At 49.5% G+C, this 16,971-nt stretch carries 12 protein-coding genes; all 12 read right to left on the bottom strand.

Going from position 1 to position 16,971, the window contains the following annotated elements:
• Positions 1–583 precede the first annotated feature (583 nt).
• Positions 584–1,489, bottom strand: a complete 906-nt coding sequence (locus M3202_RS15580) for a diacylglycerol kinase (protein WP_251194483.1) — start codon at positions 1,487–1,489, stop codon at positions 584–586.
• Positions 1,490–1,929: 440 nt separating this feature from the next.
• The gene (gatB, locus tag M3202_RS15585; protein WP_251224234.1) at positions 1,930–3,360 is read right to left on the bottom strand and encodes an Asp-tRNA(Asn)/Glu-tRNA(Gln) amidotransferase subunit GatB; all 1,431 of its coding nucleotides are present in this window, start codon (positions 3,358–3,360) and stop codon (positions 1,930–1,932) included.
• A gap of 12 nt (positions 3,361–3,372) precedes the next feature.
• Positions 3,373–4,830: an Asp-tRNA(Asn)/Glu-tRNA(Gln) amidotransferase subunit GatA gene (gatA, locus tag M3202_RS15590; RefSeq protein ID WP_251224235.1), complete on the bottom strand. Its 1,458-nt coding sequence runs from the start codon at positions 4,828–4,830 to the stop codon at positions 3,373–3,375.
• A 17-nt stretch (positions 4,831–4,847) separates the two neighbouring features.
• A complete protein-coding gene (gatC, locus tag M3202_RS15595) occupies positions 4,848–5,138 on the bottom strand; it encodes an Asp-tRNA(Asn)/Glu-tRNA(Gln) amidotransferase subunit GatC (protein ID WP_251194480.1) in 291 nt (96 codons plus the stop codon).
• 208 nt (positions 5,139–5,346) lie between these two features.
• Positions 5,347–6,855, bottom strand: a complete 1,509-nt coding sequence (putP, locus tag M3202_RS15600; RefSeq protein WP_251194479.1) for a sodium/proline symporter PutP — start codon at positions 6,853–6,855, stop codon at positions 5,347–5,349.
• A 393-nt stretch (positions 6,856–7,248) separates the two neighbouring features.
• The gene (locus M3202_RS15605) at positions 7,249–8,214 is read right to left on the bottom strand and encodes an ABC transporter permease (RefSeq protein WP_251224236.1); all 966 of its coding nucleotides are present in this window, start codon (positions 8,212–8,214) and stop codon (positions 7,249–7,251) included.
• Positions 8,214–9,272, bottom strand: coding sequence for an ABC transporter permease (locus M3202_RS15610; RefSeq protein WP_251194784.1), 1,059 nt, complete (start codon positions 9,270–9,272; stop codon positions 8,214–8,216). Before M3202_RS15610 ends, M3202_RS15605 begins: the two co-directional genes overlap by 1 nt.
• Complete coding sequence (locus M3202_RS15615; RefSeq protein ID WP_251224237.1) at positions 9,265–10,800, bottom strand: ABC transporter ATP-binding protein; 1,536 nt, start codon at positions 10,798–10,800, stop codon at positions 9,265–9,267. The genes M3202_RS15610 and M3202_RS15615 overlap by 8 nt, the downstream gene beginning before the upstream one ends.
• A 327-nt stretch (positions 10,801–11,127) precedes the next feature.
• A complete protein-coding gene (locus M3202_RS15620; RefSeq protein WP_251224238.1) occupies positions 11,128–12,252 on the bottom strand; it encodes a BMP family lipoprotein in 1,125 nt (374 codons plus the stop codon).
• Positions 12,253–12,706: 454 nt separating this feature from the next.
• Positions 12,707–13,642 carry an alpha/beta hydrolase gene (locus M3202_RS15625; RefSeq protein ID WP_251194720.1) on the bottom strand — a complete coding sequence of 312 codons (936 nt, stop codon included), beginning with the start codon at positions 13,640–13,642 and terminating at the stop codon, positions 12,707–12,709.
• Positions 13,643–13,747: 105 nt separating this feature from the next.
• Complete coding sequence (locus M3202_RS15630; RefSeq protein ID WP_251224239.1) at positions 13,748–14,923, bottom strand: CamS family sex pheromone protein; 1,176 nt, start codon at positions 14,921–14,923, stop codon at positions 13,748–13,750.
• Positions 14,924–14,941: 18 nt separating this feature from the next.
• On the bottom strand, positions 14,942–16,966 hold the full coding sequence (gene ligA, locus M3202_RS15635; protein WP_251224240.1) for an NAD-dependent DNA ligase LigA: 2,025 nt from the start codon (positions 16,964–16,966) through the stop codon (positions 14,942–14,944).
• Between the last annotated feature and the right edge of the window lie 5 nt (positions 16,967–16,971).

The following is a 16,971-nucleotide window of genomic DNA, read 5'->3' on the forward strand; positions in this document are numbered from 1 at the left end:
CCTTGATAAGCTCGAGTCAAACCATTGGCGTGTTTGTCAAGGGCGATTGCGTGGCCTTCCCACTAAATTCATGGAAAGAATCTGAACCATCTACCGACTTTTCATAGAACTTTTGACAGTACCTTTTCAATTAAATGTTATTCGTTTCGACATTGATATGATAGGGAGTGGTGCACTGGCGTTTCTCCATCTCATTGATCCCCGAGGCTACATTGGAAGGCTGCACAGCTTTATTTCCCAGCTTATAGGCCGGAGAAGAAAAAAGCTGTCGCCCCGTGTAAAGGACGCTACCTCTTCTCCACCCCGATCCCTGATAAAATAATCACGTAAGAAAAAACATAGCATCCTTTCTTAGAAGTGGCTTTCGGGACGCTACAATCATTTAAGGATCGCTTGAAAGAACCCCGCTTTCAGCCATCCGCGTAACGCGCGAAGCCGACGCCCCGAATTATCGCGAAAAGGTCGCCCGTCGTTATTCTACAGACAGCTTCCCCGCTGCGTTTCATTTTGCCAAAAGGTATTTTTCCTTTCAGCAATCCGGAAAACGGGGGTTTGGAGTCAGCCCATCACTCAAAAGAGACATTTATTTTTTCTTCAGCTTTCTTTCCTTAGGGGTGAGCATGTGAAAGTGGTGATACATATTGACGAATTCAGCAGGTAAAATACCACCATATTCGCCGTCTAAATTCAGCTGCATTTTTCCTTCCACCTGAATCTTGATTCTGTTAGCTTGGACATATTTTACTTTCGGATGATGCAGATGCTCTCCCCGCAAAGTCAAGGTTGCGAGGCGTAAGAGATCTGGAAAGGATAGTTTCTCCACGATAATAAAGTCAAACATCCCGTCCTGAAGGGAGGCGTCGGGGGCGAGCTTTTCAAATCCGCCGACAGAATTCGTATTGGATACGAGAAAAATCATAATTTCACCCTCGTATAGCTTGCCGTCATATTCGATCCGGACGTTTGTCGGCGCGATTTGCGGCAGCTTTTCGATCCCTTTAATATAGTAGGCAAGCTGCCCGATCGCGGTTTTCAGCTTGCTCGGCACTTCATAGGTCAGCTCCGTCAGCGTTCCGCCGGCAGCAATATTAATAAAGTAGCGGTCATCAATCCTCCCGACATCAATCGGTTCGATATGCTCGCCGGCCAGCACATCACACGCTTTCTCAATATCGCGCGGAATGCCGAGGGCCCGGGCGAAATCATTTGTCGTACCCGCCGGAATGAGGCCAAGTAGCGGGCGCTCCTCTAAATCGGCCAACCCGTTGACGACTTCAAACATTGTTCCGTCCCCACCGGCTGCGACGACAAGGTCATAGCCGTTTTCACCGGCTTTGCGGGCGGCCCTTTTGGCGCAGCCTTCCCCGGTCGTCGCGTGAGCTGATGTTTCGTAGCCGGCTCCTTCAAGCCGGTCAAGAACATAGGCGAGATTTTTACGGATCTGTTCCCGCCCTGAGGTTGGATTGTAAATGAGCCTAGCTCGTTTCATGTCGCATCCCCTACTTACAAAAAGTTAACATGATCCACTTTTTGTCATTATTTTTCTGTCCTTATTGTACCGCTTTTCACGAGGAACGACAAATGAATAAGAAAACCGCAGAGCGGCTTTTCTTAGAAGCGGCGTGCGGAGCCGTTACCATCTTTTACGGAGGGTTGAAAACGGGCTTTCTTCAGCCCTCCGCGTAACGCGCGAAGCCGCCGCCCTTCCTAGAATCAGCCCAAAAATCTTATCCTTTCTTATGTTTAAAAAAAGATCCTGAGACAAAACTAGCTTTGGACCTACTGGCAATGGCTTCACACGCCACAAGCCCGTTGTGAGAAACCCACTCACAACGGGCTTTAAAAGAGCGTGGCGGTTCCGCTCATTGCTTAGAGAGGCTGGGAAAAAGGTAAAAAAACAACCTTTTGTCCCAGCCTCCTTCTTTTCTCTTATCGTTTCGCGATTTCTTCAAGCAGCAGCTTGTTGACCATTGGCGGGTTGGCTTTTCCTTTGGAGGCTTTCATAATCTGGCCGACTAAGAAGCCAATTGCCCGGTCCTTCCCGTTCTTATAGTCGTCGATCGACTGCTGATTCTGGTCGAGAACCTCGATGACCATTTTGCGCAGTTCGCCTTCATCTGAGATTTGAACAAGGCCTTTATCCTTGACGATTTGTTCAGGATCTCCACCTTCTTCAATCAGGTCCTTAAAGACCTTCTTCGCGATCTTCGATGAAATCGTTCCTTTTTCGATCAGCTGAATCATTTTTGCCAAGCCTTCCGGCGTGAGCGCGACATCGGCAAGCTCTTTTTGTTCAGCGTTCAAGTAGGCGGATACTTCACCCATCAGCCAGTTCGAGGCAAGCTTCGCATCCGCTCCCTTGGCGATCGTCTCTTCGAAGAAATCAGACATTTCCTTCGTTAGTGTGAGCACCATCGCATCATAGGCCGGCAGACCAAGCTGTTCGACATAACGCTGCTTGCGCTCGTCCGGAAGCTCAGGAATCTCGGCGCGAATGCGCTCCTTCCACTCCTCGTCGATGTGAAGCGCCACGAGATCAGGCTCAGGGAAATAGCGATAATCATCAGAGCCTTCCTTGACGCGCATTAATACCGTTTTATTCCCGGCTTCATCGTAGCGACGCGTTTCCTGCTCGATGATTCCACCGGAAAGAAGGACCTGTTCCTGACGTTTTTCTTCATATTCAAGCCCTTTGCGGACGAAGTTAAACGAGTTAAGGTTCTTCAGCTCCGTCTTCGTGCCGAACTTCTCCTGTCCGACCGGGCGCAGAGAAATATTCGCGTCACAGCGCAGCGAGCCTTCCTCCATTTTACAATCAGACACACCCGTATATTGAATGATCGACTTCAGCTTCTCTAAGTAAGCATAAGCCTCGTCTGGAGTGCGAATGTCCGGCTCGGAGACGATTTCAATGAGCGGTGTTCCTTGACGGTTAAAGTCAACCAGTGAGTAGCCGTTACCGGAGTGAGTCAGCTTGCCGGCATCCTCTTCCAGATGAAGCCGCGTAATTCCGATGCGCTTCTTCTGACCGTCAACCTCAATTTCAATCCAGCCATGCTCGCCAATCGGCTTATCAAACTGGGAAATTTGGTAGGCCTTCGGGTTATCCGGGTAAAAATAGTTTTTACGGTCGAACTTCGTGTCGGTTGCGACTTCACAATTCAATGCCATCGCCGCTTTCATCGCAAACTCAACTGCCGATTTGTTTAATACAGGCAATACGCCTGGATAACCAAGATCAATGACACTTGTATTCGTGTTCGGCTCTGAACCGAAATGGTTCGGACTGGCTGAGAAAATCTTTGATTCTGTTTTTAGCTCAACGTGAACTTCAAGTCCAATAATCGTTTCAAAATTCATCGTTATCCCCCCTTACAATGCCGGTTTTTGTTTATGATAGTCTGTCGCTTGTTCAAACGCATGGGCGACGCGGTAGACGGTGCTTTCATCAAAATGCTTGCCGATAATTTGCAGCCCGAGCGGCAGACCATCCTGGAAGCCGCATGGAATCGAAATTCCCGGTACACCGGCAAGGTTAACCGGAATCGTCAAAATATCATTGGCATACATCGTTAGTGGATCATCTGTCTTTTCACCGATTTTAAAGGCAGGTGTCGGCGTCGTTGGTCCAACGATAACATCGTACTTTTCAAATACATCCTCAAAGTCCTTTTTAATCAACGTCCGGACTTGCTGGGCTTTTTTATAATAGGCATCATAGTAGCCTGAGCTTAAGGCAAATGTTCCGAGCATGATCCGGCGCTTCACTTCATTACCGAAGCCTTCGGCGCGCGTCTGCTTGTACATTTCCATCAGATTCGTTGCATTGTCGGTACGATAGCCGTAACGTACCCCGTCAAAGCGGGACAGGTTGGCAGAAGCCTCAGAGGAAGATAGCAAATAATAGGTGGCCAGTGCGTACTTCGAGTGCGGAAGGGAAACCTCTTCCCATGTCGCGCCCTGAGCTTCAAGCACTTTAAGTGCATCGAGCACCGACTGCTTCACGGATTCCTGAACACCTTCACCTAAATATTCTTTAGGAACGGCAATCTTCAAGCCTTTTACATCGCCGGTGAGAGCCGAAAGGAAATCAGGCACTTCGACATTCGCCGATGTTGAATCCATCGGATCAATTCCAGTGATGGCTTGCAGCAAATAAGCGTTATCCTCTACAGTACGGGTAATCGGTCCAATTTGATCAAGGGAGGAAGCAAACGCTACTAACCCGTAACGCGAGACACGTCCATATGTAGGTTTTAAGCCGACGACACCACAGTAGGCTGCCGGTTGGCGAATCGATCCGCCCGTATCCGAACCAAGGGCAAATGGCACTTCTCCGGCGGCGACTGTCGCCGCCGAGCCGCCGCTTGAACCGCCTGGTACATAATCGAGATTCCAAGGGTTTTTCGTTTCCTGGAAAGCGGAATTCTCCGTTGAAGAACCCATTGCAAATTCATCCATATTCAGCTTTCCAATCGTGATCGCCTGAGCTTCGGCAAGCTTTTGAACAACGGTCGCATCGTAAATCGGGTCAAAGTTTTCCAAAATGCGGCTGGAGCATGTTGTCCGCAAACCTTTTGTGACGATGTTGTCCTTCACACCGATCGGCATACCAAATAAAAGCCCACGTTCACCGCCTGAGCTAAGTGCCTCGTCCAGCTCTGCAGCATAAGCGCGCGCCTTTTCTTCGTTTAATGTGACAAACGCTTTCACTTTATCATCGACTTCTGTGATGCGCTTGTATGATTCATCAACAAGATCAGAGACCTTCACTTCTTTCTTTTGAAGCATCGTATGAAGCTCTGTCATCTTATGGTCAAATAATGCCATCTTGCTTTTCCCCCCACCTATTCTATAATTGACGGCACCCGTACTTGGCCATCCTCATGGTCTGGTGCATTCTTTAATACCTCTTCAACCGGCAAGCCTTTTTCCGGCTTGTCCTCACGAAGGACATTCTTCATATCGAGAACATGTGAAGTCGGCTCAACACCAGTGGTATCAAGCTCATTCAGCTGCTCCGCAAATGAGATAATTGCATCAAGCTGCTTTGTGAACATTTCTGCTTCTTCATCAGTAATCGCAAGTCGTGCCAGATGCGCTACATGCTTTACTTGATCTGCTTGGATTCGGGACATTTCTTCATTCACCTCCGCGTAAATTCGAACGTATTGACAATATCATTAATGATACCAAATTCCGCCCCTCTAGGCAACAAAGCCCAGTAGAGGAGGCCGGAATTCAGTACGCTGTTTGACTCAGGTATACGTTGAGTCATTACATAAATTAAAAAACAGGGGACAGTTTTTGTTCCACTCGAACGATTCTGTTTGTCCCAGCCCTGACTTAAATAATCGGTGTTTTTGCTTGCTCGTATTCTGCCTCGATTTCTTTAGAAGGCGCTTTGTCGAGCAGGCTGAAAAGAATAATCGCGAGCGAGGCGAAGACGAAGCCAGGAATGATTTCATACAGCTCTAGCAGCGGATAGTGGGCGCGTTCAATTCTAAACCAGGTGTCAAGCTCGGCCCAAATAATAACCGTCATACCGCCGACAATCATTCCCGCCAGTGCTCCATTACGCGTCATTCGCTTCCAAAATAATGCCAGCAGCAGCACCGGACCGAAGGCGGCTCCGAAGCCGGCCCACGCATAGCCAACGAGATCGAGCACTGAACTCTCGGGATGATAGGCAAGCCAGACTGCTACAAGGGCGATGAACACGACGCCGAAGCGGCCGATCCAAACAAGCTCCTGCTGGGAGGCATTTTTGCGTACAAATCCTTTATAAACATCCTCCGCCAGCGCGCTCGATGATACGAGCAGCTGCGAATCAATCGTACTCATGATCGCCGACAAAATCGCCGCTAATAAAAAGCCGGACACCCACGGATCAAATAAAAGCTGACTAAATACAATAAAAACCGTCTCATGGCTACCCTCAGCAAGCGGTTGACCGGCGATGCCATTTGCTGAAAAATAAGCGATCCCGACAAAGCCGGTGAAAATGGCGCCAAACAGGGAAAGGACCATCCACGTCATCCCGACAGCCCGCGCCTTCGGAATTTCGCGTACCGATTTCACCGCCATAAAGCGGGTAACGATATGCGGCTGACCGAAGTAGCCAAGCCCCCAGGCAAGCAGGGAAACAATTCCGATCACCGTCGTGCCTTGAAAGGCATCTAAATACGATGGATCGATTGCGCCAACGGCCTGAACGGTTTCATTCCAGCCACCCATCTCAGCCATCGCCCGCAGCGGAACGATAATGAGAGCGAGAAACATTAAAATCCCTTGAAAGAAGTCGGTCCAGCTCACCGCTAAAAAGCCGCCTAAAAAGGTGTAGGAAATAATGACGAGCGCCCCAATCCATAACGCCTGCGTATAAGGCATGTCGAAGGAAGCTTCAAACAGGAGTGCGCCACCGACGAGTCCCGAGGATGTGTAAAAAGCAAAGAACACGAGGATGACGAGTGCCGAAATAATCCGCAATGCCTTCGTACGATCATGGAAACGGTTCTCAAGAAATTCAGGCAAGGTGATTGAATCTTTGGCGACAGCCGTATATTGACGGAGGCGTGCCGCAAGAAACTGCCAATTCAAATACGCCCCAATCGCCAGTCCGACGGCGATCCAAATTTCCGTCATGCCGCCGAGATACATCGCCCCCGGTAAGCCGAGCAAAAGCCAGCTGCTCATATCGGAAGCGCCCGCGCTTAACGCCGCCACACTTCCGCCAAGACGCCGGCCCCCAAGTACATAATCTGATAAATTATTCGTCATCCGGTAGGCAATGAAGCCAATTAGCAGCATACCGGCCAAATAAACAATAAAGGTTAACAGCGTTGCCAGTTCCATCTTATTCTCTCCCTCCTCTTCGTAATGTGATAAGTGATAAGACGATTAATAATGGCATCGGTACAAATAACAAAATCCAAGTCGCTGTCGTCAGCTGATAGTCCACTTTCCCTCACCTCCTGTTATTCCATATGCATGAAGAGTGTATCGTAGTATTCCCGGAGAACGAGCGGACGATTACCACGATAACACAATATTATTATCTGAACATTTTTTTATTTATTTACGATTTTATAAGATGTATAACTATCCATTTCTTGTATGTAAGCTTTGCGGGTCAAAAACACAAAATGAATAATCATCCATACATATCATTAATTATTCATTTCTTTTCCCGACAAAAAGGACGATGTTTCAAAAGGTCACATTCGAAACATCGCCACAAATTTGTTATTAACGGGAACCTTTTATATAAGGCTTGCCGATTGCCTTTGGACCTTCAGCGCGACCGACGAAGCCGGCCAGCGCGAGAATCGTCAGCACATAGGGCGCGATCAGGAGAAAAACGGGCGGGACGTTCGCCAGAAGCGGAATCTGCTGACCTGTTATACTCAATGCCTGCGCCAATCCGAAGAAGAGCGCCGCCCCGAGAGCGCCGAGCGGATGCCACTTTCCGAAGATGAGCGCGGCAAGACTCATGAAGCCTTGGCCGACAATTGTCGTCCCCGAGAAGTTTCCGGAAAACGTCAGGGCAAACACGGCTCCACCGAGACCGGCAAAAGCGCCGCTGAGCATGACGCCGATATAACGCATTTTGTTGACGTTAATCCCCATTGTATCCGCCGCCATCGGATGCTCACCGACAGAGCGCAGCCGAAGTCCGAACGGCGTGTAAAAAATGATCAGATAGACAATCAAAGCCAACAGAATCGCCACAAAGGATGTAATATACACATTTGAGAAAAACAACGGTCCGATAACCGGAATATCACTTAAAACAGGGACATTAAAACGATAAATGCCATTTTGCACGGAATCGGTTTGTCCTTTGTTGTAAAAAAGCCGCACAAGGAAGACACAAAGCCCGACTGCTAAAAAGTTCAGCGCGACCCCGCTGACAATCTGATCCGCCCGAAAGCTGATCGAAGCGACCGCATGAAATAGTGAAAAAATCATGCCGACGATAATCGCCGCAAGGAGGGCAAGAAAAATCGATGTCCACCATGCTACACCGGCTCCTTGCAATGTCAGCGTAGTTACAATTCCGGTGAAGGCTCCCATTACCATCAGCCCTTCAAGCCCAATATTGACAACGCCGGCCCGTTCGCTGAACAAGCCGCCAAGTGCCGTCAAGATAAGAGGAGCAGCTAGGTAAATGGCTGCCGGGATGACAGCAGCTAGTATTTGCATGAGATCCATCATACATCCTCCTTCTTCACACGGTTAATCACCCAACGAATCATATAGCTTGAGGCGACGAAGAAAATAATAAGCGCAATGACGATATCGATCAGTTCACTAGGTACACCGGCCTGCGACTGCATCGTCAGGGCGCCAACCTTTAAGCCCCCGAACAAAAAGGAAGCGAGGGCGACTCCTATCGCGGTATTCGCGCCGAGCAGAGCAACGGCAATTCCATCAAAGCCGACGCCGGAAAAGCCGGCAAGAATGCTCATATATCCATAGGTTCCAAGCCCTTCCATCGCCCCGGCAACACCGGCAAAGGCGCCTGAGACGACCATCGAGAGGACGATGTTCTTCTGCACGTTCATCCCGGCGTATTGCGAGGCGTGCTGGTTAAAGCCGACCGCCCGTAATTCAAAGCCTTTGGACGTTCGCCAAAGCAGAAACCACATAATGAAACAGCCGAGCAGCGCGATGAGAAAGCCATAATGTAAGCGAGAATAATCGGTAATGGATTGCAAAAACGGCGAAGCGAGCGAGGCTGTCGAATGGATTTCCTCCGTCCGCTCACCCGGCACGATCAAATACGTCCGAATAATCGCATTGGCTGTATGTAACGCAATATAGTTCATCATAATTGTCACGATAACTTCATGAACCTGAAAGCGGGCTTTAAGCAAGCCTGGAATAAAACCCCAAAGCGCTCCCGCGGCCGCCCCCGCCAAAATCGAAAGAGGTAGATGGACAATCAGCGGAAGTTCAACTGCCAGTCCGACGTAAACCGCTGCCAGCCAGCCAACGATCAACTGACCTTCCACCCCGATATTCAGCAATCCGGTCCGGAAAGCAAAGGCTACCGCCAGTCCGGCAAGAATGAGCGGTGTCATCGCCCGGATCGTTTCGCCAATATAATAGCTTTCCCCGAAAATTCCTTTTACCAATGCCGCATAACCGGCAATCGGATTATATCCGGTAATCAGCATAATCAACGCACCAATGAGACCGCCGAGCAGAACGGCAATCAATGGCACGGCTAACGACAGCAGTCTTCCTTTAGGAAGCCATTTAGCTATCACGTCTCTCACCTGCTTTCTCTTTCTTCGCGCCTGCCATTAGAAGGCCCAGCTCCTGTTCATTGGTCGTTGCCGCGTCGACAATCGCCACAATTTCCCCTTCGTACATGACCGCAATCCGGTCGCTAACATTCAAAATTTCATCCAGCTCAAGCGACATTAGCAGGACGGCCCGTCCTTTATCACGCTCCTGGACGAGCCGCTGATGGATCGTCTCAATCGCCCCGACATCCAGCCCCCTTGTCGGCTGAGCGGCAATTAACAGCTCAGGTGAACGATCAACCTCACGGGCAATGATTGCTTTTTGCTGATTTCCGCCGGACAGCGCGCGCGCCGGCGTCAGTTCCGTTGGCGTGCGTACATCATAATCCTCAATCAAATGACGGGCTTTCTGATAAATTTCCCCATATTGCAAAATACCATTTTTGGAAAACGGCTTTTGATAATAGGTTTGTAGCACGATATTTTCGCCAATCGTAAAGTCGAGCACGAGACCATGCTTATGGCGATCCTGAGGAATGTGGCCGATTCCTGCCTCCGTCACTTCCCGCGGCTTCAAATTTTGCAGCGGCTGACCTTTTAACTGGATCGTGCCTGCTTCCACTTTGCGCAGTCCCGTAATCGCTTCGATCAACTCCGTCTGCCCGTTTCCTTCCACTCCGGCAAGCCCGACAATTTCCCCAGCTTTAATATCAAGGCTGAGGTTTTTGACAGCCTCGACACCGCGGCCGTCTTTGACTGTTATTCCTTTGACATCCAGCACAACATCCTGCGGCTTGGCCGGAGCTTTCGTAACCTTAAAGTTGACCTCGCGTCCGACCATCATCGCCGCCAGCTTATCTTCATCGGTTTCAGCGACATCTACCGTCCCGATCCCCTTGCCACGGCGAATGACCGTGCAGCGGTCACAAACAGCAAGAATTTCCTTCAGCTTGTGGGTAATTAAAATAATCGACTTGCCTTCGGCGACCAATGCTTTCATGATCGCAATCAGCTCTTGAATTTCCTGCGGCGTCAACACCGCCGTTGGCTCATCGAAAATCAGAATATCCGCCCCGCGGTACAGCGTTTTCAAGATTTCAACACGCTGCTGCATGCCGACTGAAATATCTTCAATCTTGGCGTAAGGATCCACTTTCAAACCGTAGCGGAGTGAAATTTGCTGAATTTCTTTTGCCGCTTTCTTACTATTAACCGTCCCGAACATCGTCGGCTCGCTTCCGAGAATAATATTTTCGGTAACTGTGAACTTTTCAACGAGCATAAAGTGCTGATGAACCATCCCAATCCCGAGTCGATTAGCGACATTCGGATCGGTAATCTTCTCCTTTTTTCCACGGACGATAATTTCGCCTTTTTCCGGCTGATATAAGCCAAACAGAATATTCATTAAGGTCGATTTACCAGCGCCGTTTTCACCGAGAAGGGCATGGATCTCCCCTTTTTTCACTTGGAGCGTTATATTATCATTTGCGACGATCCCCGGAAACTCTTTGCGAATATGATTCATTTCAATGACATAATTCATCTCGACTCACTCCTTGCTTCTCAGACTCAGCCGTAGTTCTTCCCCGGACTCCAAGCCTTGATTTCTTGAAAAAAGGGGCAATGATGGATTGGGGAACAGCAATCCGTCATTGTCCCTTTTTCTCCATAATTCACATCCTGTTAAGGAAAAAGAGCAACCTATGCACCCTCACTCCTCGTTAGATCCAATAGCAGGCGACAGGATGCGACGCCCAGACTATTCTACAACTTAAGTCAGAACAGCATAAGTCACCCTGAGTGATGGTGCTCCGAAGATCGCCATCGACCTTCGGAGCAGTCTCTTGCATGAATGATTTCAGTCTGCTTATTACAGGGAAGAAAGATATTCCTCATATTCTTCATCCGTCTGAGGTACGCTAATTTCCCCATCCTGGATTTGAACTTTGTATTCGTCGACCGCATCAAGTGCTTCCTGCGGCACATTGTCAGTTGTCGGCGCAATTCCAACCGCATCCTCTTCCAAACCATATTCGAGGATCTCTCCACCAGGGAAGTCTCCGCTCATCGTCCGCTCAGATACAAGGTAAACAGCCGTATCAACACGCTTTACCATCGAAGTTAATGTAACAGACACATCGCCGGAAACACCTTCCTCATGCTGATCACGGTCAACTCCGATGACCCAGACTTCCTCACCGTTACGCGCTCGGTTAATCGCTTCCTGGAAGACGCCATTTCCCGCTCCTCCAGCGGCATGATAAATAATGTCCGCGCCTTGGCCGTACATATTATTGGCAATTTGCTGACCACGCGTCGCATCATTAAAGCTTTCTGTATACTGCGTTAAAATTTCAGCATCCGGGTTGACAGCCTTTACACCGGCTTTAAACCCGCTTTCAAACTTTTTGATCAATTCACTTTCCACGCCGCCAACAAAGCCGACTTTATTTCCTTTTGTTTGCAATCCGGCAACAACGCCGACAAGGAATGAGCCTTCATGCTCTTTGAACGTAACATTGGCAACGTTGCTGTAAGGATTGCCATCCCCATCTGTAACAACAGTATCGACAATCGCAATTTGAGCGTCTTCAACCTGCTCGGCAATGGTCTTGACAGCATCCTCCATTAAGTAGCCGATCCCCCAAACAAGGTTGGCCTCTTCACGTACAAGTGTCCGAATATTAGGCTCAAAATCGTCCATTGTAGCCGATTGCAAATAACGATAGCCTGTCCCTTCTTCAAGACCCATTTCTTCACCAAATGCTGTTAAGCCTTCCCACGCCGACTGGTTGAATGATTTATCATCAATTCCACCGACATCGGTCACCATTGCGACAGTGAAATCTTCCGCATCCGGTGTAGCTTCGTTTTCCGCGGGCTCTTCACTCGGAGCCGCTTCATCGGTCGTTCCCTCTTCTTCTCCAGCCCCACACGCCGTAAGGGCGACAACAGCCGCCGCCGTCATTGTTAATGTGCGTAACCACTTCTTCATCTTTCTTTCCCCCTTTTTTATTCTACAATAAAAATGCTTAACAAATGTACGCAATAAACGGTTTTCAAATCTGCTCATTCCTTTCTTATGGTTTTCGGCACTCTACTCTCCTATACCCATCAAGCAGCATCATTCATCCCTTATTTTGTACATCGTCAAGCCGACTATCACGCTCGTTAGACATCAGACCTCTGAGGACAGTCCATTGTCTTGAACGACATAAATATATCATGTAATGCGGCAATAATAAACACTTTTTTCATCATTTTTGTCGTATGTAACATACTAATTGTTGTACTTTTACAAGATTTTATTGATTGTACAGCGCTATCATCTTCGGCAGGAAAAAACAGAAATGAGAAAAGGCCGGGCCAAAAGATTGTTACCTTTTGCCCGGACCCTATCAAAGCCAGTTTTCTTTCATCCTCTTCAGCCCTACTGCCTCTCCTTCAGATTATTCACCCGCAGAACGCGCCAGTCTAGTCAGGGTCGCAGCAATTTGCCGATGCAGCTCACGGCTCTGTTCAAACAGCCGCGTCATCCGGAAAAAGCCGTGTATCATTCCTTCATATCTTGTTACTTCCACCGGAACGCCGGCCTCCCTTAAACGAGCGGCGTACAGCTCTCCTTCATCACGATACGGATCATACTCAGCGGTGATCACAAGAGCCGGCGGAAGCTCGGCGTGTGACGCCGCCAAAAGAGGCGAGGCGAGCGGATCAGTCCGCTCCTCTTCCTGTAAATAGTGATGACTGTACCAATCAATCGCTTTCTTCGTAAACCCGTAACCTTCGCCATTTTCCTCGTAGGACGGCTTCGGCTCCGAAAAGTCCGTTCCCGGATAAATTAAAATTTGATAGTGTATAGCCGGCCCTTGCTTTTCCCGTGCCATTAAAGTCACAACCGCCGCCAAATTTCCACCGGCGCTGTCTCCGCCGACGACAAGAATACCTGGATTGCCGTTATAAGCGGAAATATGTTCAGCCACCCATTTTACCGCCGCATAACAATCGTGCGGCGCGGTAGGAAAGCGGTACTCCGGCGCTAAACGATAGTCAACGGACACGATCAGATACCCTGATAGATTGGTAAGCGCACGAAGCGGACGGTCAACAACATCCAGATCACCAAGCACCCAGCCGCCACCGTGAAAATAAACGAGCACCGGAAACGGTCCCGCTCCTTCAGGCGTGTAGATCCGCAGCTGTATCGTGCCGTCCTCAACTGGAATGGTCACCTCTTCCACCTTTGCCACAGCTTGCGGCTCCCCACTGACATCAATCGTTTCTCTCATTCGTTGGCGGTTTTCTTCCACCGTTAATTGTTCAATTGATTTTTGGCCCGCTGCCGCAGTCTCTTCCAAGTATTTTTTCACCTCTGGATGTAGCACACTGTCTCCCCCTCTTTTACATGAATATTCAGTTATTTTGTAGTCTAAGAAGACCTTGAAGACAGACGACTGCCTCCAAGACTTCACTTAGGCTACATTTTGAAACTAGTAAACATGGATAAACGGTTCTTCATTCGGATTTAAAATGACGATACTTTCCGTCTTGCCGGATACAGAGGTGATCGAAACACTGACCTTGTATCCTCCTTGAAAGCGTTGCTGCAGCTGACTCGCCGCAAATTGCGACAGCGCGACAATTTCCGCTTTGCCCTGATAGCGGATCGGGATTTCAATTGTTAGCTCCTGAATTTGATTGTTTTCATAACGACCCCTGGCGACAACACCGATGTACGTATCAAAGAATTCCTGGATATCATCCTTGAAGCGCTGGAACTGGTCGGCTTCATTACGCGCCTCTTCATTCGCTTCATTGGAAGGGAATAAATAATAGCGCTGATTCATTCGCTGCCACCGCTCCAAATTGCCTCCCGGCTCAGCCTCAGCCTGGGCGATGAAGTTTCCAGGAATTACGGATTCCTGCGGCTGCTCACGGAACAGGGCGACAATAATTGGAATTTCATCAAAGGCGCCGTTCTCCCGTTCTTCTGAACGCAATCGATTGACCACTTCCTCCGCGATCCGTCTGCCTTCCTGTTCAATCATTGCTTCTGAAAGCTCGGTTTCGTAGAAGTAGTAGCGGCCCTGTTCATCCTCCACACGGAAATTATACACGCTGTTCATTGAAAGACCGATGACAATCCCGCCAAGATTCAGTTGACCATTCTCGCCTTCGACCATATAGTTATGCTCCAAAATGTGCGACAGAGCACGCGGTCGATCCTCCTCCTGCTCACGCAGCGTATTTCCTTCTCCGAGCGGCGGGTTCAGACCGAGCGGATTATCGGTTTCATCATAGCGCCTCAGCCAACTATTTAATTCTTCACGTTCAATGAATTGACCTTCCCGAAAGAAATAATTCTCCGGCTCAAAATATTGCTGGGCGATGCGGGTCAAACCAATTTCAAGTTCATCCAAATCAAGCCGGTTATGAACGACGGAATTGCCGAATCCGCGCGATTCCCCGTGCAAATAAGTTCCGTCGTAAAGCACGCTTTGATAATAATTATCCGGCGTAATGACTTGCGGTACGACTTCAACACTCGGCTCCCCATCATCAACCGCTTCCTCTACTTCCGCTTCTTCCTCTTCCGGAGGGGTGATCGGTAAGCACCCTGCCAATAGCAGCAGGGCAAGCGACAATCCTGCCAGACGTTTCAACATGTCAACCCCCTCTCCTTTCTATTTTTCTAAATCATTCTCACGGAGCACGGCAACGAGCTCCTCCTCATTCCAGACAGTAATGTTCAGCTCAACGGCTTTCTCAAGCTTTGAACCGGCCTCTTCTCCGGCAATGACAAGATCCGTTTTCTTACTTACGCTTCCCGTCACCTTGCCGCCCAGCTGCTCAATTCTTTCCTTTGCCTCGCCTCTCGTCAGTTGCTCCAGCTTCCCGGTCAGCACAACCGTCTTACCGGCAAATGGACTCTCCTCAAGTTCAGATGCCCGCGGAGCCTTTGGCCCTGTATACGTAAAGTTCACGCCCAATTCCTTCAGCTTGGTGAGCAAGGTCGTCACTTCCGGCTTTTCAAAATAGCGGACGACCGAAGCTGCCATTTTTTCCCCGATTTCATTGACTGCCATCAATTCCTCTTCCGTTGCCCGCTGAAGGTTTTCCATCGTCTCGAATTCCATCGCCAGCGTTTTCGCCGCTTTCGCACCGACAAAGCGGATCCCTAAGCCAAACAGCAGACGTTCGAGCGAGTTATCCTTTGTTTTTTCAATCGCCGCAAGCAGATTGTCAACCGATTTTTCTCCCATACGCTCAAGCTTCAACAGTTCATCGCGCTCCAGCCGGTAAAGATCGGCGACATCGCGAATGAGTTGATGATCGAAAAGTTGCCCGATCACTTTTTCCCCCAGTCCGTCGATGTTCATCGCGTTACGGGAAACGAAGTGAATCAGACCTTCCTTGATTTGCGCCGGGCATTTCGGATTGATGCAGCGCAACGCCACTTCCCCTTCGAGCCTGACGAGCTCACTGGCACAGGCCGGGCATTCCGTCGGCATCGCAAATTCACGCTCATCCCCCTTGCGCAACTCAGTCAGCACATTGACGACTTCCGGAATAATGTCCCCAGCTTTTTTGACGACAACGGAGTCGCCGAGGCGGATATCCTTCTCCCGGATCAAGTCTTCATTATGGAGCGAGGCACGCTGGACTGTTGTTCCGGCCACAGTTACCGGCCGCAGAAGAGCTGTCGGCGTAATGACGCCGGTCCGTCCGACATTTAACGTAATATCCTCTAAAATCGTCACTACCTCTTCCGCCGGAAATTTGAAAGCAATCGCCCAACGTGGACTTTTTGCGGTGAAACCAAGCTCCAGCTGCTGATCAAGCGAATCGACCTTAATGACGATCCCATCAATTTCGTATGGAAGCTCAGCCCGCTTTTCGACCCACTCCTCCGTAAAGGCAATGACCTCTTCGATATCGTGACAAAGCCGGCTTTCCGGGTTGATCCGGAAGCCAAGCTCCTGCAAATAGCGAAGGCTTTCATGATGTGACGGAATCACTTTCCCTTCCAGATGGTTCATCGAATACACATAGATCGAAAGGTGGCGCTTCGCGGCCAGCTTCGGATCAAGCTGACGAAGGGAGCCGGCGGCGGCATTGCGCGGATTGGCAAAGCGCTCTTCACCCGCCTCCTCCTTCTCGACATTGAGCCTTTCAAAGGACGGCTTTGGCATATAGGCTTCACCTCTGACTTCCAGATCAACCTCTTCCTTTAAGCGTAAAGGGATCGCCGGAATCGTCTTTAAATTAGCCGTAATGTCCTCGCCTATCGTCCCGTCTCCTCTCGTCGCCCCTTGGATGAAGCGGCCTTTTTCATATAAAAGCGAAACAGCGAGGCCGTCTATTTTCAGCTCACAGCTGTAGCGGACCTCGTCATCAATCAACTGCCGGACCCGGCGATCAAAATCCCGCAAATCGTCTGCGGAAAAAGCGTTGCCCAGACTGAGCATCGGATTGCGGTGCTCGACCTTTCTGAAAAAAGGCAATGGCTCGCCCCCGACCCGGACAGATGGAGAATCATCGCTAATGAACTCCGGGTACTGCTCCTCCAGAGCGATAAGCTCCTGCATCAGCCTGTCATATTCAGAATCGGGTACAATCGGCTGATCGAGCACATGATAGTGATAGCCGTACTCTTCCAGCAGGGATCGAAGCTCTTCAATCCGCTGCTTTGCATCATTTCGCTCCATTTCGT

It is taken from the genome of Halalkalibacter oceani, assembly GCF_023715605.1.
Taxonomy (GTDB): domain Bacteria; phylum Bacillota; class Bacilli; order Bacillales; family Bacillaceae_D; genus Halalkalibacter; species Halalkalibacter oceani.

Excerpts from the sequence above, each read along its gene's own strand:
- M3202_RS15580 (WP_251194483.1), bottom strand. The coding sequence starts at position 1,489 with ATGAAACGAGCTAGGCTCATTTACAATCCAACCTCAGGGCGGGAACAG.
- putP (WP_251194479.1), bottom strand. The coding sequence starts at position 6,855 with ATGGAACTGGCAACGCTGTTAACCTTTATTGTTTATTTGGCCGGTATG.
- gatB (WP_251224234.1), bottom strand. The coding sequence starts at position 3,360 with ATGAATTTTGAAACGATTATTGGACTTGAAGTTCACGTTGAGCTAAAA.
- M3202_RS15605 (WP_251224236.1), bottom strand. The coding sequence starts at position 8,214 with ATGGATCTCATGCAAATACTAGCTGCTGTCATCCCGGCAGCCATTTAC.
- M3202_RS15630 (WP_251224239.1), bottom strand. The coding sequence starts at position 14,923 with ATGTTGAAACGTCTGGCAGGATTGTCGCTTGCCCTGCTGCTATTGGCA.
- M3202_RS15615 (WP_251224237.1), bottom strand. The coding sequence starts at position 10,800 with ATGAATTATGTCATTGAAATGAATCATATTCGCAAAGAGTTTCCGGGG.
- ligA (WP_251224240.1), bottom strand. The coding sequence starts at position 16,966 with ATGGAGCGAAATGATGCAAAGCAGCGGATTGAAGAGCTTCGATCCCTG.
- gatC (WP_251194480.1), bottom strand. The coding sequence starts at position 5,138 with ATGTCCCGAATCCAAGCAGATCAAGTAAAGCATGTAGCGCATCTGGCA.
- gatA (WP_251224235.1), bottom strand. The coding sequence starts at position 4,830 with ATGGCATTATTTGACCATAAGATGACAGAGCTTCATACGATGCTTCAA.
- M3202_RS15620 (WP_251224238.1), bottom strand. The coding sequence starts at position 12,252 with ATGAAGAAGTGGTTACGCACATTAACAATGACGGCGGCGGCTGTTGTC.